Annotated in this window: 23 protein-coding genes; 18 read left to right on the forward strand and 5 right to left on the reverse strand. The window is 65.2% G+C overall.

All coding sequences use genetic code 11. The features are described 5' to 3' along the window. The first annotated feature begins 433 nt into the window (after positions 1 to 433). Complete coding sequence (locus KVX96_RS12755; protein ID WP_261194874.1) at positions 434 to 1,375, forward strand: hypothetical protein; 942 nt, start codon at positions 434 to 436, stop codon at positions 1,373 to 1,375. 18 nt (positions 1,376 to 1,393) lie between these two features. Here KVX96_RS12755 and KVX96_RS12760 read toward each other — a convergent pair whose 3' ends face one another. Beyond that, positions 1,394 to 2,290, reverse strand: a complete 897-nt coding sequence (locus tag KVX96_RS12760) for a LysR family transcriptional regulator (protein ID WP_261194876.1) — start codon at positions 2,288 to 2,290, stop codon at positions 1,394 to 1,396. Positions 2,291 to 2,436: 146 nt separating this feature from the next. Here KVX96_RS12760 and KVX96_RS12765 point away from each other — a divergent pair, with 146 nt between their 5' ends. After that, on the forward strand, positions 2,437 to 3,660 hold the full coding sequence (locus KVX96_RS12765) for an acyl-CoA dehydrogenase (RefSeq protein ID WP_261194878.1): 1,224 nt from the start codon (positions 2,437 to 2,439) through the stop codon (positions 3,658 to 3,660). A 6-nt stretch (positions 3,661 to 3,666) separates the two neighbouring features. Then, positions 3,667 to 4,944, forward strand: a complete 1,278-nt coding sequence (locus KVX96_RS12770; protein ID WP_261194879.1) for an NAD(P)/FAD-dependent oxidoreductase — start codon at positions 3,667 to 3,669, stop codon at positions 4,942 to 4,944. On the opposite strand, the gene KVX96_RS12775 is transcribed toward KVX96_RS12770, so the two are convergent. After that, on the reverse strand, positions 4,941 to 5,597 hold the full coding sequence (locus tag KVX96_RS12775; protein WP_261194880.1) for a GntR family transcriptional regulator: 657 nt from the start codon (positions 5,595 to 5,597) through the stop codon (positions 4,941 to 4,943). The genes KVX96_RS12770 and KVX96_RS12775 overlap by 4 nt on opposite strands. Before the next feature lie 80 nt (positions 5,598 to 5,677). On the opposite strand from KVX96_RS12775, the gene KVX96_RS12780 reads away from it, so the two are divergent. The 4 genes from KVX96_RS12780 to KVX96_RS12795 all read left to right on the forward strand — a co-directional run bounded on the left by KVX96_RS12780 (position 5,678) and on the right by KVX96_RS12795 (position 11,596). Next, a complete protein-coding gene (locus tag KVX96_RS12780; RefSeq protein WP_261194881.1) occupies positions 5,678 to 6,730 on the forward strand; it encodes an AbrB family transcriptional regulator in 1,053 nt (350 codons plus the stop codon). A gap of 150 nt (positions 6,731 to 6,880) precedes the next feature. Continuing rightward, positions 6,881 to 8,722 carry an ABC-F family ATP-binding cassette domain-containing protein gene (locus KVX96_RS12785; protein ID WP_261194882.1) on the forward strand — a complete coding sequence of 614 codons (1,842 nt, stop codon included), beginning with the start codon at positions 6,881 to 6,883 and terminating at the stop codon, positions 8,720 to 8,722. A 76-nt stretch (positions 8,723 to 8,798) separates the two neighbouring features. Continuing rightward, complete coding sequence (locus KVX96_RS12790) at positions 8,799 to 9,212, forward strand: DUF4864 domain-containing protein (protein ID WP_261194883.1); 414 nt, start codon at positions 8,799 to 8,801, stop codon at positions 9,210 to 9,212. A gap of 98 nt (positions 9,213 to 9,310) precedes the next feature. Further along, positions 9,311 to 11,596: a glycosyl hydrolase family 28-related protein gene (locus KVX96_RS12795; RefSeq protein ID WP_261194884.1), complete on the forward strand. Its 2,286-nt coding sequence runs from the start codon at positions 9,311 to 9,313 to the stop codon at positions 11,594 to 11,596. 4 nt (positions 11,597 to 11,600) lie between these two features. Here KVX96_RS12795 and KVX96_RS12800 read toward each other — a convergent pair whose 3' ends face one another. Then, complete coding sequence (locus tag KVX96_RS12800; RefSeq protein ID WP_261194885.1) at positions 11,601 to 12,095, reverse strand: HugZ family protein; 495 nt, start codon at positions 12,093 to 12,095, stop codon at positions 11,601 to 11,603. Between the two features lie 93 nt (positions 12,096 to 12,188). Between KVX96_RS12800 and KVX96_RS12805 the strand changes: the two genes are divergently transcribed. The 7 genes from KVX96_RS12805 to KVX96_RS12835 all read left to right on the forward strand — a co-directional run bounded on the left by KVX96_RS12805 (position 12,189) and on the right by KVX96_RS12835 (position 18,017). Next, positions 12,189 to 12,596 (forward strand): universal stress protein, encoded by a 408-nt coding sequence (locus KVX96_RS12805; RefSeq protein WP_261194886.1) that lies wholly within the window; start codon positions 12,189 to 12,191, stop codon positions 12,594 to 12,596. A 95-nt stretch (positions 12,597 to 12,691) separates the two neighbouring features. Continuing rightward, the gene (locus KVX96_RS12810; RefSeq protein WP_261194888.1) at positions 12,692 to 13,579 is read left to right on the forward strand and encodes a potassium channel family protein; all 888 of its coding nucleotides are present in this window, start codon (positions 12,692 to 12,694) and stop codon (positions 13,577 to 13,579) included. A 232-nt stretch (positions 13,580 to 13,811) separates the two neighbouring features. After that, a complete protein-coding gene (locus KVX96_RS12815; RefSeq protein ID WP_261194890.1) occupies positions 13,812 to 14,054 on the forward strand; it encodes a hypothetical protein in 243 nt (80 codons plus the stop codon). A 147-nt stretch (positions 14,055 to 14,201) separates the two neighbouring features. Further along, the gene (gene parE / locus KVX96_RS12820; protein ID WP_261195453.1) at positions 14,202 to 16,166 is read left to right on the forward strand and encodes a DNA topoisomerase IV subunit B; all 1,965 of its coding nucleotides are present in this window, start codon (positions 14,202 to 14,204) and stop codon (positions 16,164 to 16,166) included. 12 nt (positions 16,167 to 16,178) lie between these two features. Then, a complete protein-coding gene (locus tag KVX96_RS12825) occupies positions 16,179 to 16,631 on the forward strand; it encodes a hypothetical protein (RefSeq protein ID WP_261194891.1) in 453 nt (150 codons plus the stop codon). A gap of 268 nt (positions 16,632 to 16,899) precedes the next feature. Next, the gene (locus KVX96_RS12830; RefSeq protein WP_261194892.1) at positions 16,900 to 17,346 is read left to right on the forward strand and encodes a DMT family transporter; all 447 of its coding nucleotides are present in this window, start codon (positions 16,900 to 16,902) and stop codon (positions 17,344 to 17,346) included. After that, entirely contained in the window at positions 17,346 to 18,017 is a 672-nt protein-coding gene (locus tag KVX96_RS12835; protein WP_261194893.1) for a hypothetical protein, read from the forward strand. Before KVX96_RS12830 ends, KVX96_RS12835 begins: the two co-directional genes overlap by 1 nt. Here the strand turns inward: KVX96_RS12835 and KVX96_RS12840 are convergent, their stop codons facing one another. Next, on the reverse strand, positions 18,018 to 18,410 hold the full coding sequence (locus KVX96_RS12840) for a c-type cytochrome (RefSeq protein ID WP_261194894.1): 393 nt from the start codon (positions 18,408 to 18,410) through the stop codon (positions 18,018 to 18,020). A 143-nt stretch (positions 18,411 to 18,553) separates the two neighbouring features. On the opposite strand from KVX96_RS12840, the gene KVX96_RS12845 reads away from it, so the two are divergent. The 4 genes from KVX96_RS12845 to folD all read left to right on the forward strand — a co-directional run bounded on the left by KVX96_RS12845 (position 18,554) and on the right by folD (position 22,324). Next, entirely contained in the window at positions 18,554 to 19,156 is a 603-nt protein-coding gene (locus tag KVX96_RS12845) for an MOSC domain-containing protein (RefSeq protein WP_261194895.1), read from the forward strand. Positions 19,157 to 19,320: 164 nt separating this feature from the next. Beyond that, on the forward strand, positions 19,321 to 20,997 hold the full coding sequence (locus KVX96_RS12850; RefSeq protein ID WP_261194896.1) for a formate--tetrahydrofolate ligase: 1,677 nt from the start codon (positions 19,321 to 19,323) through the stop codon (positions 20,995 to 20,997). Positions 20,998 to 21,063: 66 nt separating this feature from the next. Further along, positions 21,064 to 21,360, forward strand: coding sequence for a chorismate mutase (locus KVX96_RS12855; RefSeq protein ID WP_409977125.1), 297 nt, complete (start codon positions 21,064 to 21,066; stop codon positions 21,358 to 21,360). A gap of 70 nt (positions 21,361 to 21,430) precedes the next feature. After that, positions 21,431 to 22,324, forward strand: coding sequence for a bifunctional methylenetetrahydrofolate dehydrogenase/methenyltetrahydrofolate cyclohydrolase FolD (gene folD / locus KVX96_RS12860; protein ID WP_261194898.1), 894 nt, complete (start codon positions 21,431 to 21,433; stop codon positions 22,322 to 22,324). A gap of 111 nt (positions 22,325 to 22,435) precedes the next feature. Here folD and KVX96_RS12865 read toward each other — a convergent pair whose 3' ends face one another. Continuing rightward, positions 22,436 to 22,843, reverse strand: a complete 408-nt coding sequence (locus tag KVX96_RS12865; RefSeq protein WP_261194900.1) for a PaaI family thioesterase — start codon at positions 22,841 to 22,843, stop codon at positions 22,436 to 22,438. Positions 22,844 to 22,847 lie beyond the last annotated feature (4 nt).

The raw sequence follows: 22,847 nt of genomic DNA on the forward strand, positions 1-22,847 counted from the left end.
GGCAAAAAGACAGCCATTCTCTTGCACAGCTCCAAAAAACAGGTCATTCTGACCCTGAGGAAGTGTGCCCGATGCCAGCCCCGCGATACGCAGGGCTTTTTTGTTGCGCAATCCTCTCAGCATGTACCCAAAACAGGAAACGCATGACAGTTGACCAATTCTGGTTACTGATCGAGCGCGCGGACCTTTGCATCAGCCTCATAGTAGGCCTGTTTGCGATCGCCCAGCTTCTGAGAAATCGGTAACCCATCCTATCGCTCGCTGTGCTTCGAGTGCAGCGGTGGCGTTTTGGCAACTCTTTCCAGTGGACTGACAACGCGTGCCCTCTGCCCACAATCCTTTCAGCCGTCACTATGCTGTAACCGCCCGTTCACGCTTGCGTCGCATCATGGGCCTAACCGCTGGACACAAAGATGTTGTGCGGAGTGCTGCGATGCCTCTTACCCAGATCAACCTCACCCCCGATGCCCCGCTCACCGCCTCCGGGGCCAAGCTGGACGCAGACGCTTTGGCCGGGATGCTCGCGAAGGCGGGCCGGGGCCCGGTGGTGATCCTGCTCCATGGCTTCAAATTCTCGCCCTTCGCGGCGGATGCCTGCCCCCACAGCCATATCCTCGGCCTGTCCCCACGCAAGGCCCGCCGCGCGATCAGCTGGCCGCGCCACCTTGGCTTCTCCGGCATACGGGAGGATGAGGGTCTCTGCCTTGCCGTGGGCTGGCATGCGCGCGGCTCGATCTGGCGGGCCTTTCGCGAAGCAGAAGCCGCCGGGGACAGGCTTGGCGATCTACTCGCCATGCTGCACCGGATTGCGCCGGAGCAGCCCGTCAGCGTCATCGCCCACAGCCTCGGCGCGCGCGTCTTCTTCACGGCGCTACACAAGGCCCCGGCCGGTAGCGTGGCCCGCGCGGTGCTGCTGACGGGGGCGGAGTTCCGCGACAGTGCGGCGCGCGCCATGGAAAGTCCCGCAGGCCAAAGCGTGGAGGTGCTGAATGTCACCAGCCGCGAGAACGACCTCTACGACTGGATGCTGGAGCGGCTGATCGCGCCGCAGAACCCCTTCCGCCGCACGCTCGGCCACGGGCTGCGCGCGCGCCCGGTGCGTTGGCTCGACGTGCAGATCGACGATTCCGCGACGCTCAGCGCCCTGCGCGGCCTCGGTTTTCCCGTGGCCGCTCCGCAGCGGCGCATCTGCCATTGGAGCAGCTACCTGCGCCCCGGCCTGTTTCCGCTCTACACCGCCTACCTGCGCACTCCGGAACGGCTGCCCCTGAGCCTGCTGCGCGAGGCCCTGCCGCAGCCCCAAGCCCGGCGCTGGAGCCGGATGCTGGCCCTGCCACCCCTGCCCCTGCCCGCCTTGCGGCGGCAACTCAGGTAGCCCTCAGGCCAGAAACCCTCAGACCGGGCCCCATTCCGATTGCCCCTCGAGCCAGCCGCGGAAAGTGGCCAGCGGCTGTGCCTCGGCCTGTTCCTTCGGCCAGACCAGAAAATACCCCCCCAGATCCGGCCCCTGCCCCGCATGGGCCAGCCGAAGATCACCTGAAGCGAGGTAATTCTCCGCCAGATAGCGCGGCAGCAGCGCGAGCCCCAGCCCGTGCGCCGCCGCCTGCGCCATGGTGGAGAACTGGTCAAACAAGGTGCCGCGCGGATGCAGCCCGTCGACCCCTTGCGCGGCGAACCAGCGCTCCCAGGCGTCAGGGCGGGTTTCCAGATGCAACAGCGGCAAGCGCGACAGTGCCTCGGCAGTGAGCGGCGCATCGCCCAGCAGCCCCGGTGCACCCACAGCGACGACGTCCTCGCGCTTGAGCGGCAGATAGTCCACGCCGACCCAGTTCCTATGACCGAAGTGAATGGCCGCGTGAAAGCCCTCGGACGCGAAATCGAAGGGCCGCAGGCGGGTGGAGAGGTTGACCGTCACCTCCGGGTGGCGTGCGGCGAAATCCTGCAGGCGCGGCGCGAGCCAATGCATCCCGAAGGTGGGCAGGATCGCCAGATCGAGGCTGCCGCCGGTGGGGTTCGCCTTCAGCTTCAACGAGGCCTGCGCGATCTGCTGCAGCGCTTTACGCACCTGCCGCACATAGTCCACGCCCGCCGGGGTGAGTGCCAGCTTCACCCCATCGCGCAGCACCAGCGAGACGCCCATCTGCTCTTCGATCTTCTTCAGCTGGCGGCTCACCGCGCTTTGGGTGAGGTTCAGCTCTTCGGCGGCCGCCGAGGCGCTGCCCAGCCGCTCCACGGCCTCCAAAGCCAGCAGGGAGGAAATCGAGGGCAGGAAGCGGCGCGGCGCGAACATATGAGTTTTCCTCATGGGTGTTGATGGAATCTCACTACCCTTATCCCGCGCCCCGTGCAACGAAAGCGCGCTGGCCCCGCTTGCGATTCCGCACGGCAGCCGCCACTGTGACACCGCCCTGCCCCGCCGATGAAAGGACATCCCCGATGAACGATCACACCCCCCGCCTGCGCGCCAAGGATGCCCCCGGCCTTGCCGGTTTCAAATGGGACGATGCCTTCCTGCTGGAGGATCAACTGTTTGAGGAAGAGCGCATGCTGCGCGATGCCGCCCATGGCTTTGCGCAATCCACGCTGCAGCCGCGCGTGACGGCGGATTACGAGGCCGAGGCCAGCGATCCGGCGATCTTCCGCCAGATGGGCGAAGCGGGCCTTCTGGGCGCGACGATCCCGGAAGAACACGGCGGGCTGGGTGCGGGCTACGTGACCTACGGCCTCATCGCGCGGGAAATCGAGCGGGTGGATTCGGGCTACCGCTCCATGATGAGCGTGCAAAGCTCGCTCGTGATGTATCCGATCTACGCTTACGGCAGCGAAGAACAGCGCCAGAAATACCTGCCCAAGCTCGCCAGCGGCGAATGGATCGGCTGCTTCGGCCTGACAGAGCCCGATGCTGGCTCGGACCCGGCAGGCATGAAGACCCGCGCCGAGAAAACGGCCACGGGCTACCGGCTGACGGGCGCCAAGATGTGGATCTCCAACAGCCCGATCGCCGATGTTTTTGTCGTCTGGGCGAAATCGGAAGCCCACGGCGGCAAGATCCGCGGCTTCGTGCTGGAGAAGGGCATGAAGGGGCTCTCCGCGCCCAAGATCTTGCACAAGCTGTCCCTGCGCGCGTCGATCACCGGCGAGATCGTGATGGATGGCGTTGAGGTCGGCGAAGAGGCGCTGCTGCCCAATGTGGAAGGGCTGAAAGGCCCCTTCGGCTGCCTCAATCGCGCCCGCTACGGCATCAGCTGGGGCGTGATGGGCGCGGCGGAGTTCTGCTGGCACGCCGCGCGCCAATACGGGCTGGACCGCAAGCAATTCGACCGCCCGCTGGCGCAGACGCAGCTGTTCCAGCTCAAGCTCGCCAATATGCAGACGGAGATCACGCTCGGCCTGCAGGGCTCCTTGCGCGTCGGCCGCCTGATGGACGAAGCCCGCACCGCGCCCGAGATGATCTCGCTCATGAAGCGCAACAACTGCGGCAAGGCGCTGGAGATCGCCCGCCACGCGCGCGACATGCACGGCGGCAACGGCATCAGCGCCGAGTTCCAGGTGATCCGCCATATGGTGAACCTTGAAACGGTGAACACCTATGAAGGCACCCACGATGTGCATGCGCTGATCCTTGGCCGGGCACAGACCGGCCTGCAGGCGTTCTTCTAAGCGGCGATGGCCAGCCCGCAGCCCGAAGGCAATCTCTGGCAGGACAGCTGCGCGGAAAGTTTTGCGGCCGCCGCGCTTGCGGCGGATACGCAGGCCGACCTGCTGATCATCGGCGGCGGCTTCTCAGGCTGCGCGGCGGCGCTTGCGGCAGCCAAAGCCGGGGCCAGCGTGGCGCTTCTGGAAGCCAGAACAATCGGTTACGGCGGATCGGGCCGCAATGTGGGGCTGGTGAACGCCGGGCTCTGGCTGCCGCCGGAGGAGATCAACGACGCCCTTGGCATCACGGCAGGCGAGGCCCTCACCGCCCGCCTCGCGCTCGCGCCAGACCGTGTGTTCAACCTGATCGCTGACCATGGCATCGCCTGTGAAGCCACGCGCGCAGGAACGCTTCACTGCGCCCATGCGGCTTCCGGCCTGACGGATCTGGCCAGCCGCCACGCCCAACTCGGCACACGCGGCGCGCCGGTGGAACTGCTCGGTGAGTCCGAAACCGCCAAACGCACCGGCAGCACCGCCTTCTCGGGCGCGCTGTTTGATCCCCGTGCCGGAACGATCCAGCCCCTTGGTTACGTGCGCGGCCTCGCGCGCGCCGCCACAGAGGCCGGGGCTTTGATCCGCGAACACAGCCCCGTGCTGCGCCTGACGCGCGGCAACGGGCTGTGGCAGGCCACAACGGCGGGTGGCACCTTAAGCGCGCCCCGCCTCCTGCTGGCCACCAACGCCTATCACGCCGCCGCCGCCGGCCTGCCCGCCCCCGCCCATGTGCCGGTGCACTATTTCCAGCTCGCCACCGCGCCCCTGGGCGAAGCGGCCGCCCACATCCTGCCCGGCGGCGAAGGCGCGTGGGATACGGCGCTGGTGATGTCCTCGTTCCGGCGCGATGCGGCCGGGCGGCTGATCATCGGCGGCATCGGCAATCTGGACCATGGCGCAGGCATCGCGCATCGTAACTGGGCCGCGCGCAAACTGGCGCGGCTCTTCCCAAGCCTCGCAGGCGTGCCGCTGCAACACGCCTGGCACGGGCGCATCGCCATGACGGGCGATCACGTGCCGCGCATCCTGCACCTTGGCGCGGGCGGGCTGGCGCTTTTTGGCTACTCGGGGCGCGGCATCGGCCCCGGCACGGTGTTTGGCGAGGCCGCTGCGCAGGCGCTGCTTTCAGGCGACCTCTCAGATCTGCCCCTCGCCCCGGTGAACAGCCATTCCGAACGTGCCACGCACCTGCGCGCGGCATGGTACGAGGCCGGGGCCACGCTCACCCACCTTTTGGGCGCACGCGGCTAGCTTTCCGCGCGCAACTGGCGCAGACGAGAACGCTGCGCGGCCTCCACATGGGCCCGCATGGCGGCCTCCGCCCCGTCCTGATCACGTGCCCGCAAGGCAATCAGCACCGCCTCATGCTCCGCCACCGCCTCCCGCGCGCGCGCTTCACGACGCAGGGTTGAGGGGCCGAGGATCATCAGCGTGCGCTCCAGCCCTTCCATCGAGCGGGCAAGAAACCGGTTCTTCGCGGCCTGTGTGAGGGTAACGTGGAACTGTCGGTTCAGCGCATAGGCGCGCGCGGCATCCTCCACCTGCGCGCCCATCTCGGCGTTGATGACGGAGAGCTCGGCGATCTCGATGTCAGAGGCCGCACGGGCCGCCAGCCGCGCCGCCGTGCCCTCCAGCACCACGCGCATCTCGTAAAGCTCCATGACCTCGGCGTAATCAAGGCTGCGCACGGCCGCCCCGACGCGCGGCACATGGGCCACGAGCCCCTCGGTTTCGAGCTGCCGGATCGCCTCGCGCACCGGCGTGCGGCTGATCCCGAGCCGCGCGGCGATGTCGGTCTCGGTGAGCCGATCCCCCGGGCGCAGATCGCCACGCCCGATCTCGGCCAGAAGGCTGGCATAGGCGCTCTGGCCCTGCCGCCCGTCTCCTTTGGCTGCGCCGCTCATGGGTGGCCTCCCGATCTTGCCAAATTGCATACAACTGGATACAAGCGGATTCGAAACCCGTCAACACCGGGAGCCCCCCATTGCCCGCCACCCCCCTAGCTTTCCTGACCAAAGACCGTCTTTCCACCCTGGCGCTGGCCGCGCTCGGGGTTGCAGCCTTCTCGCTCCTGGGCCTGCCGCTGCCCTTCCTCTTTGGCCCGATGTGCGCCTGCCTGATCGCGGCACTTGCAGGGGTGAAGCTGCAGGGGTTCGGCCAGATCTCCGCCGCCGCGCGCACGATCCTTGGTGTCGCCGTGGGGGCGGCGATCACGCCGGAAGTGGCGCATCAGATCCCGGCGATGGCGCTTTCGGTCTCGCTGGTGCCGATCTACGTGGCGATCATCGCCGCCATCGGCGTGCCCTTCTTCACCCGCGTCTGCGGTTTTGACCGCGTCACCGCCTATTACGGCGCGATGCCCGGCGGGCTGCAGGACATGGTGATCTTCGGGCAGGAAGCCGGCGGCGACGTGCGGGCGCTGTCGCTGCTGCACGCCACCCGCGTGCTGATCATCGTGACCGTGGCCCCGCTGCTGATCACCAGCGTGTTCGGCGCCTCGCTGAACAACCCGATCGGCGCCCCGGCCCGCGAAGTGCCCCTGCACGAGCTGGCCCTGATGGCGGGCGCGGCCCTTGTGGGATGGAAGGGCGGCGAGAAGATCGGCCTCTTCGGTGCCTCCATCCTCGGCCCTATGATTGTGACGGCGGTGCTTTCGCTCACTGGCCTGATCCACCATCGCCCCCCGGCCGAGGCCATCCTTTGCGCGCAGTTCTTCATCGGCATGGTGATCGGCGTCTACTACGTGGGCATCACCTTCCGGGAATTGCGCCAGGTTGTGCTCTCGGGCGTAGCCTTCGTGCTCATCCTCGCCGCGCTGGCCACGGTGATGGCGGAGATTGTGGTGCTCGCCGGCCTCGCGCCACCGCTAGAAGCCTTCCTCGCTTTCGCCCCCGGCGGGCAGGCAGAGATGACGATCCTCGCCATCGTCGCCGGCGCGGACCTCGGCTTCGTCATCGTCCACCACCTAACCCGCATCATCGTCGTCATCCTCGGCGCCCCCATCATCGCGCGACGCTTGCCGCAAAGGCGGGGCTGACTTTCATGCCTCCGGCGGGGATATTTTCGCCAAGATGATGGGGCCCCACTTTGTTCTGTAAATATCTCGGGGGAGTCGCCCGGAGGGCGGCGGGGGCAGAGCCCCCTTTCCGCGCTTGACCGCGGGACGCAGCCGCAGTAGCTGCGCGCCATGGCACGTGCACCCCTTCTCCAGCTTTCCGACATCTCCCTCACTTTTGGGGGCGATCCCGTTTTCGACGATCTTTCGCTGGTGGTTCAGCCCGGCGACCGGGTGGCCCTCGTGGGGCGCAACGGGTCGGGAAAATCGACGCTGATGAAGGTCATGGCGGCGCTGGTGGAGCCTGACAAAGGCAGCCGCGTGGTACCGCCGGGCACCTCGGTGGGCTATATGGAGCAGGATCCGGACCTCTCCGGCTTTGAAACGCTGGGCGCCTTTGCCGCCAGCGGGTTGGAGGCCAGCGAGGCGTATCGGGTGGATGTGGTGGCAGAGGGGCTGAAGTTCTTGCCCGAGACACAGGTTGAGGCGGCCTCCGGCGGGGAGCGGCGGCGCGCGGCGCTGGCGAAACTGCTGGCGGAAGACCCGGACCTGATGCTGCTCGACGAGCCGACCAACCATCTGGATATCGAGGCCATTCAATGGCTTGAGGACGAGCTACGCGAGACGCGCAAGGCTTTCGTGCTGATCAGCCACGACCGCGCCTTCCTGAACGCCCTCACCCGCGCCACGCTTTGGGTGGATCGCGGGCAGGTGCGGCGGCAGGAAAAGGGCTTTGAGGCCTTCGAGGCCTGGCGCGACAAGACCTGGGAAGAGGAAGACGAGGCGCGCCACAAGCTCAACCGCAAGATCAAGGCCGAGGCCCGCTGGGCGGTGGAGGGCATCTCGGCCCGCCGCAAGCGCAACCAGGGCCGCCTTCGCGCCTTGCACGCGATGAAAGCCGACCGCGCCGCGCAGATCCGCCGTCAGGGCACGGCGGCGCTGGAGCTGGAAGCCGCGCCGCAATCGGGCAAGAAGGTGATCGAGGCCGTCGGGCTGGAGAAGCGCTTTGGCAACAAGGTGATCCTGTCGGGCTTCGATCTGAAGGTGCAGCGCGGTGACCGTGTGGCCTTCGTTGGCCCCAATGGCGTGGGCAAGACGACGCTGCTGAAGATGCTGATCGGCGAGGTTGAGCCAGATGCGGGCACGGTCTCGCTGGGCACCAAGCTTGAGATGGCGGTGTTTGATCAGAACCGCGCGCGGCTCGATCCCGACAAGAGCCTGTGGGACAACCTCGCCAGCGATCCGCTGCTGGGGGTTTCCGGGCGTTCGGATCAGGTGATGGTGCGCGGCACGCCCAAACATGTGGTGGGCTACCTGAAGGAGTTCCTGTTCGACGAAAGCCAGGCACGTGCGCCGGTGCGCGCGCTGTCGGGAGGCGAGAAGGCGCGGCTCCTGCTCGCCAAGATCATGGCGCGTGAAAGCAACCTGCTGGTGCTCGACGAGCCGACGAACGATTTGGACGTGGAGACGCTCGATCTGCTGCAGGACGTTTTGGGCGAATACGAAGGCACCGTGCTTCTGGTCAGCCACGACCGGGATTTCATCGACCGCGTGGCCGCGACCACGGTGGCGATGGAGGGCGATGGCAAGGCCACCGTTTACGCCGGGGGCTGGAGCGACTACCGCGCTCAGCGTGCCGAGGCGGCCCCGCGTGCTGGCGACAAACCGCAGAAGCCCGCAGCAAGCAAACCCACCCCCGCACCGGCACAGGCTGACGTGAAGACACCGGCGCAGCCTGCTGAAACCGAAGCGCTTTCCTTCACCGAGAAGAAGCGTCTTGCCGCGCTGCCCGCCGAGATCGAGCGGCTGGAGGCGGAGATTGCCAAGCTGACGGATTTCATGTCGGACCCGGACCTGTTCACCAAGGAGCCGCTCAAGTTTAAGAAGGCCAGCGAGGCGCTGGTGGAGCGGCAGCAGGCGCTTTCGGAGCGGGAAGAGGAATGGCTGATGCTGGAGGAGAAAGCCTCAGCCTGAACGCGGCCTGAGCCAGCGGATTTGACCGGCCGCATCGCCTTTCTATCCTTATCGGTAGTGACGGAAAGGATGCCTGATGCGACTGCCTTTGAAACTGCTGGCCCTTGCGGGCCTCGCCGCCCTGCCCTTTTCCGGCATGGCGACCGCGCAATCCGAGAGCGCTTCGGATGTGATCCGCTCCCAGATCGAAGCCTTCATCGCCGATGATGTGGGCACCGCCTTCGGCTTTGCCTCGCCGATGATACAGGGCATGTTCGGCACGCCCGAGCGCTTCGGCGAGATGGTGCGCGGGGGCTATCCGATGGTCTGGCGGCCAGATGACGTGCGCTTTCTGGACAGCCGCGATGCAGGCCCGGCCCGCTACCAGACGGTGATGATCCGCGATCAGGCCGGCGCGCTGCATTTCCTGGAGTACATGATGATCCAGCAAGGCGGCGAATGGCGCATCAACGGGGTGCGGTTTCTGGAGCCCCCCGGCGCGGGCGCCTGAGCAGGCAGCGCACGCAGGCTTAAACCCCCTTTAGCCCCCACCCTGTAGCCCTTGTGGCCAATCAGGTGTTTTCGCCGGGGCGATCAAGGGGGTACCGCATGAACAAGGCAATCACGGAAGGGCTGGTGTTCACACCGCCCGCGTTTTCGGCTGGGCTGGGCGTCTGGTCCAAGGGTGACGGCGTACCGGGCTCGCAAACCTATGACGGCGCGGCGAACGCGGCCATCGCCTTTGCGGATGCGGATTTCGGCGACTGCCTCGAACTGCTGAAAACCGACAGCACCCAGAAGCTGCGCTACATGGGGCAGGTTCCGCTCCCGGCGGGCTGCTACCTTGAGATCAGTGTCCGGGTGAAGGCGATCTCGGGCACGCTGCCTTCGGTGCGCATCGCGGGCTGGGCGGGCAACGCCAGCGAGGGCCATGTGAGCGGGCTGGTGGAGACAGGCCCCGCCGTGGCGCTGGCCTCCTACGGCGAGGCCGTCACGGTGCGCGCCATCGTGGGCTCGGGCAGCCGGGGCGGCGTGGACATGCCCTGGGGACGCAGCGCGATCTATGGCCATTTCGGGCTGGATCTGACGGGGGGCAACGGCGGTGTTGTCCGGATCGAAGACATCCGCATCGAGGATGTGACCCGCTACTTCCTGCGCGACATGGTGCCCGTGGTGGATGTGCGCGACTACGGCGCGGTGGGCGATGGCCTCACCGACGACACCGCCGCTTTCGAGGCCGCCGACACGGCCGCGGCGGGCCGCACCGTTCTGATCCCGGCAGGCAGCTACGCGATCAACAACCATCTGACGCTCGACAACCCGGTGCGCTTCGAGGGCACGCTGGTGATGCCCGACGACAAACGCCTGATCCTGATCAAGAGCTACGATCTGCCCACCTATATCGACGCTTTCGGCAACGAGCTGGCCGCCCTGCGCAAGGCGCTGCAGGCGCTGTTTCAGTTCTCCAACCATGATTCCCTCGATCTGGGCGGGCGGCGGATCGAGATCGACTCCCCGATCGACATGGCCGCCCTGGCCGGGCTGAGCAGCTTTGCCTCGCGCCGGGTGGTGCGCAACGGGCAGTTCAACGTGCAGGCCTCCTCCAACTGGAACGACACGGTGGTGACAAGCCAGGCCACCTATTCCACGGGCCAGGCCAAGAAGCTGACGGGCGTGGTGAATGTGGCCAATATCGAGGTTGGCTCGCTGGTGACGGGCGCGGGCGTGGGGCGCGAGGTCTATGTGACGTCCAAGAACGTGGGCGCGCAGACCGTGACCCTGAGCCAGGAGCTGTTTGACGCCGCCGGCACGCAGAATTTCACCTTCCGGCGGTTCAAATATGTGCTGGATTTCTCGGGCTTCTCCAAGCTCGACAAATTCGTGCTGGACGATGTGGAGTTCCAGTGTTCGGGCGCGGCCAGCGCCATCATGCTGGCCCCGGAAGGGCTGATCTTCACGTTGCGCGATTGCTTCATCACCAAGCCCAAGGATCGCGGCATCACCTCGATCGGCGGCGGCTGTCAGGGCATGACGATCGACCGCTGCCAGTTCCTCTCCAACGAGCAGGACATCCGGGTGCAGGATCGCACGACGATTGCCTTCAACGCCAACAGCAACGACACCAAGATCCGCGACAACCGCGTGGTGCGTTTTGCCCATTTCGGTGTGCTCAACGGCACCGGGCATATGTTCGTGGGCAACCACTGGTTCCATGGCGACAACGAAGCCACCGGCGTGCGCAAGGCGGGGCTGGTGTTCACCGCGCTCAGCCTGAAGACGCTGATCACCGGCAACTACATCGACAACAACTTCGTGGAACTGACGAACGAGCACGATTCCCAGCCCGATTTCAGCAGCCAGTTCTCTTTCGGGGGGATCACCTTCACCGGCAACATCTTCACCGTGAACGACGCGGCAAGCTGGTTCAACTGGATCGTGATCACGCCCTACGGGCAGGGCCATTTCATCAACGGGCTGAACGTGTCGGGCAACACCTTCCGCTCGATCAACGGCTCGGTCGAACGGGTGGAAAGCGTGGATGAAACCTACGCCTCGCTGGACATGACAAAGGCGCGCAACGTGACCTTTGCAGGCAATACGTTCAACAACGTGGACACCCGCGCGATCAACCCGGTGACGGTGCGCCATGTGCAAAACAGCTATGCGGGCACATGGACCGTCTCCTCTGAAGGGCACCTGCCGTTTGGCGGGGAAAGCCGGGGGGTAGACTCGGTAATGGCAGACGGGCCGATCAAATCCGGCAACACGACGATCTACAGCGCGCCCTATGCCAGCGTCGGACAAGGGGCGAACCGCGATCAGGTGCAGCTGAAATGGCAGCAGGCCTGCGACGGGGCCATGTGGGTGACGATGCGGATGGACGAACCGTCGTAAGCCGTCAGAGCCCGAGATCCGCGGGCGTGAGGTGGAAGGCCCTGCCGAAGCCGCCATTCAGGTAGCCGCGCAGCACGCGGAAGGCGACGAAGCGGAAATCGGCGAAATCAATGTAGAGTTTCGCCTTGGGATGCGCCTGCAGGTAATGCTGGCGCATTTCGGTGTTCTGGGCGGCGGCGCCCGTGAGAAACTCTGCCGAGCACTGAAGCGTGAGGCGCGGGTGGGTGAGCGGATCGCCCTTTTCGCCGGGCTCCCCCACCAGAAGCGAGCAGGCCGGATTGTCGCTGAGCGCCGTGGTGTGGCCAGAGAGGGTGGAGATCAGCGTCAGCGGCGCGCCCTGCGGCGTGGTGCCCATCGCCACGCGGGTGACCATCGGCATGGACGTGCCCGGCTCCATCACGGCGAGGGCGGCAAACCGCGCGCCATCCAAAAGCCCTCGCCCCAGCGTGCGCGCTTCATCATCGGTCGGGCGGATCGGGCCATCTTTCTTTTCCGGCATCGGCGCACTCCCTGCTAGGGTGGATTTGTCTGATTTGAATCAAGGCGCTCGGCGCCCTCTTTTGTTTAGCCTAGCGCAAAAAGGAGTAAAGCCATGTACAAGCATATTCTCGTCCCCATCGCGCCGGATCACCCGGCCAAAAGCTCTAACTCGCTCGATATCGCACAGCGCCTGCTCGCCGAGGACGGCGTGATCACGCTTCTGACGGTGATGGAGCCCATCCCCTCTTACGTGGCGCAATACCTGCCCGCTGGCCAGCAGGACAAGAACCGCGCCGAGATCCTTGGCGATCTGGAAAAGGACGTTGCCGCCCTTGGCAATGCCGAGGCCAAACTCGCCGTGGGCCACCCGGCGCGCGAGATCGAGGACTACGCCGAAAACCATGACGTGGATCTGATCGTGATCGCCTCCCACCGCCCGGGCCTGCAGGACTATTTCCTCGGCTCCACCGCCGCCCGAGTGGTGCGCCACGCCAAATGCGCGGTGCATGTGCTGCGCTGACCCCACAAGGCCGGGCCCCGCATCATCGCGGGGCTTGGCAGCGCGCCCGGATTGGCTAGAGTCACCTTCAAGAGGGATCTGACCAAGGGGGCGGGATGGCCGACGAAGACAACAGTTTCGGGGTGTTGCACGCCGAACCGGTCATCTATTGCGGGCGCTGCCGGGAAAATTTCGGAGAAGTCCGTTCGCGCGGGCTTCTTGGCGATTTCGTACGCTGCCCGAACCAGAAGCCCGGAGAGAAAACCCATGTCTGCCGCGTGATCAAGCCGCATTCGGGCGAGTTCTGGGCGGTGCTGGAAAGCTGGTTCTACCGGTATGAAAGCGAGTTCAGCCCGATGCGGCTGAACTGGTTTGGGTACCGTTTCAACGGGCGCGTGGGACTCTACAACGTGCTGCGCCTGCTCGCGATCCTGTTCTGCGCCTGGCTCGTGCATCTGGCCTATGTAAGCGCCTTTCCCAACTGGGTGCGTGTGGTGCCCGCGCTGATGGCTTTGGGTATCCTCTTTGACATCATCGTCACCAATACCTCGGTCGTCTTCATCTCCCGCTTTTCCGCCAGCGCCTTTCGCTCCACCTTCGAGATGATCTTCGGCTATTTGCAGTTCATCCTTTGCTTCGGCGTCTTCTATTTCTGCTACAAGGACGGCTTCGTGGTGAACCTCGAATTCGGTAAGGAGTTCTCGCTCAGCTATTTCGAAGGCGTCTATTTCAGCATCGTGACAGCCACGACGCTGGGCTATGGCGACATCTCCCCCCGCAACGGCCACTGGCTGGTGCAGAGCATGGTCATGGCGCAGCTCATGGTGTCGCTCTACTACGGCGCGATCATTCTGGGCGGCGTGGCCAGCTGGATCAACGAGCCCAAGCACCTGAAACCCTTCCGCAAACTGCATCCCGTGGATGATATCCGCAAGCATGCGCCTGCGGATGGGGCGGAGGGGGGCGCTGCCCCCCGTCCTTCGGACTCCCCCCGAGGTATTTGACGCGAGAGGAAGGGAGCCCCTTTCAGCTTGGTTCAACTTTCTCCGCCGGAGGCAAAAAGGTTAAGCTGATGGCGGCAGCGCTTTGGTTGACGCAAGGTTAACGCATTCGGAGATATCCCGGTTTCGTGATATAGAAACGCAGTTTTCAAGAAAGACCACCACCGACGTCCAGCCGCTGTTTTTGCGGCTGCGTTGGCAATTTTCCAAATACTTTCAACGCAAGGATAGTCCCATGACCTGCAAGACACTTGTTGCCGCTTTGATCCTCACCACCACCCCGCTCGCCGCACAGGCGCAGTTCATCGGGATGGGCCGCACGCTGGGGGCCGTTTCCCAGATCAGCACCTCGCTGGAGAAAAGCTGCCTCGGCAAGCCCGGGTGCGGCCAGACAGCAGACCTAACGACCCGCGCTGACACCACCGCGCTGGCCACCCCGCCGGTCGCTCAGCCCGGCGCGAAAAAGACCAACGAATGAGCCCAGTCCGCCCGGCAGATGGCCGGGCGGGCCCGGAATGTCCGGTGGAGGGACCGCGTCCCCGAAAGGGCTTTGCCCATTGCCCCTGCCCTACGAAATCTGCTCTAATGGATGTAACCAACAACAAGACATAGAGCAGCCATGAACATGCCCGGTGACGATCTCCTGTCCGGTTCCGATGCCAGCCAAACCTACGATGCTTCCTCGATTGAGGTGCTCGAAGGGCTTGAGCCGGTGCGCAAGCGGCCCGGCATGTATATCGGCGGCACCGATGAGCGCGCGCTGCATCACATGGTGGCCGAGATACTCGACAACTCGATGGACGAGGCCGTGGCCGGCCACGCCAACCGGATCGAGGTGGAACTGCACGCGGATTACTCGCTCACCGTGCGCGACAACGGACGCGGCATGCCCTTTGACCCGCATCCGAAATTCCCCGGCAAGAGCGCGCTTGAGGTGATCCTTTGCACCCTGCACGCCGGCGGCAAATTCTCCGGCAAGGCCTACCAGACGTCTGGCGGCCTGCATGGCGTGGGCGCTTCGGTGGTGAACGCGCTGTCGGATTCGATGGTCGTGCAGGTGGCGCGGGATCGCAAGCTGGTGGAGCAGCGCTTCTCGCGCGGAGTGCCGCTGGGCCCCGTCGAGCAAATCGGCGCCGCCCCCAACCGGCGCGGCACCACCACCACCTTCCACGCAGACGAGCAGATCTTCGGCCAGCACCGCTTCAAACCGGCGCGCCTGTTCAAATCCATCCGATCCAAGGCTTATCTCTTCTCCGGCGTCGAGATCCGCTGGAAAAGCGCCATCGATGACGGCGAGACGCCGACGGAAGCCACCTTCCACTTCCCTGGTGGCTTGTCGGACTACCTGCAGGAGACGTTGGGCAAGGCCTCCACCTATGCTGATGCGCCCTTCGCGGGCACCGTGGAGTTTGCCGAGCGCTTCAACACGCCGGGCAAGGTGGAGTGGGCGATCAACTGGACGCCAAGCCGTGATGGTTTCATCCAATCCTACTGTAACACCGTGCCCACGCCCGAGGGCGGCACCCATGTGGCGGGGTTCTGGGCGGCGATCCTGAAGGGGATCAAGGCCTACGGCGAGCTTGTGAACAACAAGAAGGCCGCGCAGATCACCCGCGACGATCTGCTAACGGGCGGCTGCGCCCTTGTCTCCTGCTTCATCAGCGAGCCGGAGTTCGTGGGCCAGACGAAGGACCGCCTCGCCACGGTAGAAGCCCAGCGGCTGGTGGAAGGCGCGGTGCGCGATCACTTCGACAACTGGCTGGCGGCGGATACGAAGTCGGCCGGCGCGATCCTCGATTTCCTGATCCTGCGCGCTGAAGAACGGCTGCGCCGCAAGCAGGAGAAAGAGACCCAGCGCAAATCGGCCACCAAGCGGCTGCGCCTGCCCGGCAAGCTGGTGGATTGCTCCGCCACGAGCCGCGAGGGCACGGAGCTGTTCATCGTGGAAGGCGACTCCGCGGGCGGCTCCGCCAAGATGGCGCGGGACCGCAAGACACAGGCGCTGCTCCCTCTGAGGGGCAAGATCCTGAACGTGCTCGGCGCGGCTTCCTCCAAGCTGGGCTCAAACGCGGAGATCAACGATCTGACGCAGGCGCTTGGCGTGGGGCTGGGCACGAAGTTCAACGTGGACGATCTGCGCTACGACAAGATCATCATCATGACGGACGCCGACGTGGACGGGGCCCATATCGCCTCGCTTTTGATGACCTTCTTCTTCACCCAGATGCGCCCGATGATCGACGCCGGCCACCTCTATCTGGCCTGCCCGCCGCTCTACCGGCTCACGCAGGGGGCCAAGCGCGTGTATTGCATCGACGATGCGGAGAAGGATGCGTGGTTCGAGAAGGGTTTGGGCGGCAAGGGCAAGATCGACGTGAGCCGCTTCAAGGGCCTTGGCGAGATGGACGCGAAGGATCTGAAGGACACGACGATGAACCCGGCCACGCGCAAGCTGATCCGGGTGACGATCGACGAAGACGAACCGGGCGAAACCGGCGATCTTGTGGAGCGCCTGATGGGCAAGAAGCCGGAGATGCGGTTCCAGTATATTCAGGAAAACGCGCGGTTTGTTGAGGAGCTGGATGTTTGAGGAGTGTCAGTTTTGATCTTTCTCGAGTTGGTCAAAGTAATTATCCAAAGCCTAATTGCTCTCGGGATAGCCGTTGTAGCTCATAGACAATGGCGGCTGGCAAAACTGACATTAGCTGAGAAGCTGTTTGACCGTAGGATGCAAGTCTATTCCAAAGTTGCGAGCGAAATTTCAAACCTCAATGCTTTAGGAAAAACCACCGCCGAAACGAGCAACAACTTGGCTGACGCTTGGAGGACTTCCCACTTTCTTTTTGGAAAAGAGGTATCGAACTATATTAACGAAATCCGTGCCGAAGTGCAGGACATAGAATTTTATCAATCACTCATTGAATCCGAAGCACATAAAGAAACGCGGCCTGAAAACATTGACCGGCAGGCCGAAAAAAAGAAGTGGCTCTCTAAACAAAGTGATCCCCTTTTTGAAGCTTTCTTACCTTACCTGACACTTACGGACTACCAGTAGAGTTGTGTGCCAACTTAAGCGCCCGCCCAGGGGGCGGGTCGGGCGCGTGCGACATGCTTTGCATGTCGCATTGGGTTGAGAGCAGAGCGCGGCTCGCCAAAGGGCAGCCCCAGCCCGTAGGTGGGGGCGATAGCCCCCGCCTGGGGGGCGGGCGGGGGCTGTCCGGCCTGCGGCCGGACGGTTGGTTGAGAGTGAAGCAACTCCTTCCCAAACAGGGGTGACACCCCGGACGCCACCGCGTTAGGCTCCATGCAAACCGGAGGCTTTCATGGACGCAACCACCGCCAAATACGCCGCTCTCATGCTTGCCGCCGGGATCGGCATTCCGCTGTTGGCCGCGCTCAACGCCGCCCTTGGCACGCGGCTTGGCAGCCCCTTTGCCGCCGGGCTCGTGCTCTTCACCGTCGCCTTCTCTGCCACCGCGCTTGTGGTGCTGCTCACCGGCCCCACCCCGCTTACCAAACTCCCCGGAACGCCCGTTCATCTCTTTGCCGCCGGGCTGCTTGTCGCCTTCTACGTGCTCTCCATCACATGGGTCGCGCCGCGCTTCGGGGTGGGCAATGCGGTGTTCTTCGTGCTGCTGGGGCAGCTGATCTCCGCCGCCGCGATCGACCATTTCGGCCTCTTCGGCGCGAAGCTCTCCCCGCTCAGCCTCACCCGTGCAGGCGGCATCGCGGTGATGGCCTTCGGCGTCTACCTCACGCAACGCGCCTGATGCGCGCCCTGCTCCCCCTGCTGCTGCTGGCGGCCTGTACCGTGCGCCCGCTCACACCCAATGAGGCCGCCTTCACAGAGACGCTCACTGGCGAAAGCCTTGATGCCGCGCCGATCCGCCTGATCACCAATGACTTCATCGGCTCCGTGCCCTATTCGCGCCCTGTCCGCCCCCGCACCACCTGCCGCGAGAAGATCCTGCCCCAGCCGGAAGGAGACCGCGAAGAGGTGCGCACGGCGGGCATGGTGGTGTTCAACCATGTCCACCTGAACCCCGCTTTCGCGCCCGAGGATCTGATGCCCGGCTACCCGGAGCGCCTCAACCTCGTGGCGGCGATGTTTCTGGCCCATGAGATGGTGCATGTCTGGCAATGGCAGAACCGCGACACCACGGGCTACCACCCGCTGAAAGCCGCCGCCGAGCATCGGGCCGAGGATCCCTATCTGTTCGAGATCGGCGAAAGCCCGCAATTCGCCGACTACGGCTACGAGCAACAGGCGAGCCTCGTGGAAGAGCTTGTCTGCTGCACAGCTTTGGACCCGGACGGCGCGCGCACGGCGCGGCTCGCGGCGCTGGTGCGGCAGGCGATGCCCGCCACGCTGGCGCGGCTGGACGATGCGGAGATCTACGTGCCCTGGCCCGATCTGGAGACTGCGGGCATCTGCAGTTGATCAGCGCTGCAGGCTTTGCAGATAGGCGATCAGATCCACCACCGGCTGGCTCGTGAACACCGGCTGGCCCGTCTCGGCCTTGATCACGGCGTCCTGCCCCTCAAAAAAATCGCCGTAAACGGGCATCGGACTGCCATGGGCCACGAGCGGATCACGCCCGTCGATCCGTGCAGCGACGCGGGCCACGGGGAAGCGGCCCTCATTGCCCGCCGCAAGGGCTGTCAGATCGCTGGGCTGTGGATTGAGCGAAGCGGCAAGCGGCCCCATGCCATCGGCCTTGTCCCCGTGGCAGCGGGCGCAATAGTCGGTGTAGAGCGCGTGCCCTTCGACCATGTCCTGCGCCTGCAGCGGCCCGGCCAGCGCCAGAAGCAACGGGATCCAACCTGTATTCATTGCAAACCTCCTTCCGCTCCCCACGAAAGGATCCTGCAACGCGCGCAAGGGGCGAGCCTTGATCGGGATCAAACCGCCGCTTTCGGGTTGCACTGGCACAGCCGCCGCGCCAGCCTGCACCCACAGCCCCCAAAGGAGCGCCCATGCCTGCCCTGTTGAAAACCACCGTCACTGGCCGTGTCACATGGCTGGGCACCGTGAAAAGCCGCGCCGATGCCCTTGCTTCGGCTCCGCGCGAGGTGCTGGAACTGCGCTTTTCCGGCCCCGTCGGGGAGGATCACGGCGGGCTCACCCGCCCCTCGTGCTCACGCGTGATCAGCCAGTACCCGCGCAGCACCGAGATCCGCAACACGCGCCAGCTCTCTGTCGTTTCGGCGGAGGAACTGGCCAAGATCGCCGCCCAGCTCGGCCTACCGCAGCTGGATCCCGCGTGGATCGGTGCCACCGTCGTTATAGAGGGCATCCCCGATTTCAGCCACATCCCGCCTTCAAGCCGCCTGCAGGGCGAGAATGGCGCGACCCTCACGGTGGATATGCAGAACCGCCCCTGCCACCTGCCCGCCCCGGTGATCGAGGCCGCCCAGCCCGGCCACGGCAAGGGCTTCAAGGCGGCGGCCAAGGGCCTGCGCGGTGTCACGGCCTGGGTGGAACGCGAAGGCAGTTTGCGGCTTGGCGAGGCGATCACGCTGCATATTCCCGACCAGCGCCCATGGCAGCCGCTGCCCGACCACCTGTCAGGACGCTAGGCGGAGAAATAGACACCCATCGCGCCCGCGCGTTTCCCATCCGAAACGGCATTCGACGATTTCAGCGTGGATTAGGTCGGAAAACCGCCTGTTGCGGCCATAAGCGCCGCGTATAGCTGGGGCAGACGCCGGGGCAACCGGCTCCAGCCAACAGGGATCGCACCATGGGTTACAAGTCCGACATCGAAATCGCCCGCGAGGCCAACAAGAAACCGATCCAGGAGATCGGCGCGAAGCTTGGTATTCCGTCCGAACACCTGCTGCCTTATGGCCACGACAAGGCGAAGGTCGGCGAGGATTTCATCAAGGGGCTTTCGGGGCGCGCAAACGGCAAGCTGATCCTTGTGACCGCGATCAACCCGACCCCGGCGGGCGAAGGCAAGACGACGACGACCGTGGGCCTTGGCGACGGGCTGAACCGCATCGGCAAGAAGGCGGCGATCTGCATCCGTGAGGCCTCGCTCGGCCCCTGTTTCGGGATGAAGGGCGGCGCGGCCGGCGGCGGCTATGCGCAGGTCGTGCCGATGGAGGAGATGAACCTCCATTTCACCGGCGACTTCCACGCGATCACCTCTGCGCACAACCTGCTTTCGGCGATGATCGACAACCACATCTACTGGGGCAACGAGCTTGAGATCGACATCCGCCGCGTGGCCTGGCGCCGCGTCGTGGACATGAACGACCGCGCCCTGCGCCAGATCACCGCCTCGCTGGGCGGCGTGGCCAATGGCTTTCCGCGCGAAGCGGGCTTTGACATCACCGTGGCCTCCGAGGTCATGGCCTGCCTCTGCCTCGCCGACGATCTGGCCGATCTGCAGCAGCGTCTGGGCGATATCATCGTGGCCTACCGCCGGGATCGCTCGCCGGTCTATTGCCGCGATCTGAAGGCCGATGGCGCGATGACGGTGCTGCTGAAGGATGCGATGCAGCCCAACCTCGTGCAGACGCTGGAAAACAACCCCGCCTTCGTGCACGGCGGCCCGTTTGCCAACATCGCCCACGGCTGCAACTCGGTGATCGCCACCAAGACGGCGCTGAAACTGGCCGATTTCGTGGTGACGGAAGCGGGCTTCGGCGCCGATCTGGGGGCCGAGAAATTCATGAACATCAAGTGCCGCAAGGCGGGCCTCGCGCCGAGCGTCGTTGTCGTCGTGGCCACGGTGCGCGCGATGAAGATGAACGGCGGCGTGGCCAAGGCCGATCTCGGGGCCGAGAACGTGGATGCCGTGAAGAAGGGCTGCCCCAACCTTGGCCGCCACATCGAGAACGTGAAATCCTTCGGCGTGCCGGTGGTGGTGGCGATCAACCATTTCGTCACCGACACCGACGCCGAGGTGCAGGCGGTGAAGGATTACGTGGCCAGCATGGGCTCCGAAGCGATCCTCTGCCAGCACTGGGCCAAGGGCAGCGAGGGCACCGAGGCGCTGGCCACCCGCGTGGCGCAGATTGCCGACGCGAATATGGCCAATTTCGCGCCGCTCTACGCCGATGAAATGGGCCTGTTTGACAAGATCAAGACCATCGCCAAGCGAATCTACCGGGCCGATGAGGTGCTGGCCGACAAGAAGATCCGCGACCAACTGCGCGACTGGGAAGAGCAAGGCTACGGCCACCTGCCCGTCTGCATGGCGAAGACGCAATACAGCTTCTCGACCGATCCCAACCTGCGCGGCGCGCCCACGGGCCATTCGGTGCCGGTGCGCGAGGTGCGGCTGTCTGCGGGGGCTGGTTTCATCGTGGTGATCTGCGGGGAAATCATGACGATGCCGGGCCTGCCACGCGTGCCGAGCGCGGAGCAGATCATGCTGAACGCGGAAGGTCAGATCGAAGGGCTGTTCTAGGCCTTGAGGGGCGACGCGGAAGGTTTTAAGGAACCCGCAGAATTTCCAAACCGGAGAGAAGCGATGATCCGCGCCGCCCAGGACTGCCACAGCATGCGCGAGCTGCGCGTGGCGATCGACGCGCTCGACGCGGAGCTCGTTGCGCTTCTGGCCAAGCGCATGGGCTATATCGACCGCGCGGTGGAGCTGAAACCGGCCGAAGGCCTGCCTGCCCGCATCCCGGCACGGGTCGATGCGGTGATCGAGAACGTCCGCCGCGAAGCCGCAGGCCGCGGGCTGGACCCGGAGCTTGCCGCCGCGCTCTGGACGCAGCTCATCGACTGGTCCATCGCGCGCGAGGCCCAAACGATCACCCCGGAATAAACCGGGCCCGCCCGGACGCAGTATGAATAGCCGGGCGCCTGAGGCCCGGCCACGGCATCAGGAGACGCATATGACAGCACAGATCATCGACGGGAAGGCTTTCGCAGCCGATGTCCGCGCCAAGGTCGCCACGCAAGTGGCTCGTCTGAAAGAAGAAAACGGGATCACGCCGGGGCTTGCGGTGGTGCTGGTGGGCGAAGATCCGGCAAGCCAGGTCTATGTGCGCTCCAAAGGCAAGCAGACAGTGGAAGTGGGGATGAACTCCTACGAACACAAGCTGGATGCGGAAACCTCGGAGGCTGATCTTCTGGCGCTGATCGAAAAGCTCAACGCCGATCCGGCAGTGCACGGCATCCTCGTGCAGCTGCCCCTGCCCGGCCATCTGAACGAAGATCTGGTGATCAATTCGATCGATCCCGCGAAAGACGTGGACGGCTTCCATATTTCCAACGTCGGCCTTCTTGGCACCGGGCAGAAATCCATGGTGCCCTGCACGCCGCTGGGCTGCCTGATGATGCTGCGCGCCCATCACGGCTCGCTATCGGGGCTCGATGCGGTGGTGATCGGGCGCTCCAACATCGTCGGCAAGCCGATGGCGCAGCTGCTGTTGGGCGACAGCTGCACGGTGACGATCGCGCACAGCCGCACGAAGGATCTGCCCGAGGTGGTGCGCCGCGCCGACATTGTGGTGGCCGCCGTGGGCCGGCCCGAAATGGTGCCGGGCGACTGGATCAAGGAGGGCGCGACGGTGATCGACGTGGGCATCAACCGCATCGAGAAGCCCGAAGGCGGCACGCGGCTCGTGGGCGATGTGGATTTCGCTTCCGCCAGCGCGCGCGCCGGGGCGATCACGCCGGTGCCGGGCGGCGTGGGCCCGATGACGATTGCCTGCCTGCTGGCCAACACGCTCACCGCCTGCTGCCGCGCCAATGGGCTGTCGGAGCCGGAAGGGCTGACGGCTTAAAGCGACAAGGGACGCGCCCGAGCCTGGGAGGCGCGCATGCGCCCTCCCGGGGGGAGGGTCGGGCGCGGCCCGGCGTTGCCGCCGGGCCAGACAGGCGTTCAGCCGCCCGCGTTAAGCGCCCACCGGCACCATCGTGCCCTGCAGCAGCGCCACTGGCTTCTCCCCGCTGTCCTGCACCGCAAAAACCTCGGCGACCACAACAACCAGCCGCCGCCCCGGTTTCACCACCCGCCCCCGCGCGATCAGATGGGTGCCAATGGCCGGAGCCAGCAGGTTGATCTTCATCTCCGCTGTCACCACCTCCTGCCCGTCCGGCAGGCGCGTGAGCGCCGCGTAGCCGGCAGCGCTATCTCCTAAAGCGAATGTCAGCCCGGCATGGGCAAAGCCCTGCTGCTGGCCCACCTCGGGCGTGATCGGAGCGCGGATCTCCACCGCGCCTTCCGCCACCGATACCACCTCGGCCGCGAAGCTGCGCATCAGCCCTTGGCGGGCGAAGCTCTCGCGGATGCGGGCTTCCATGGCG

It is taken from the genome of Pseudoruegeria sp. SHC-113 (genome assembly GCF_025376885.1).
Lineage (GTDB): Bacteria > Pseudomonadota > Alphaproteobacteria > Rhodobacterales > Rhodobacteraceae > Pseudoruegeria.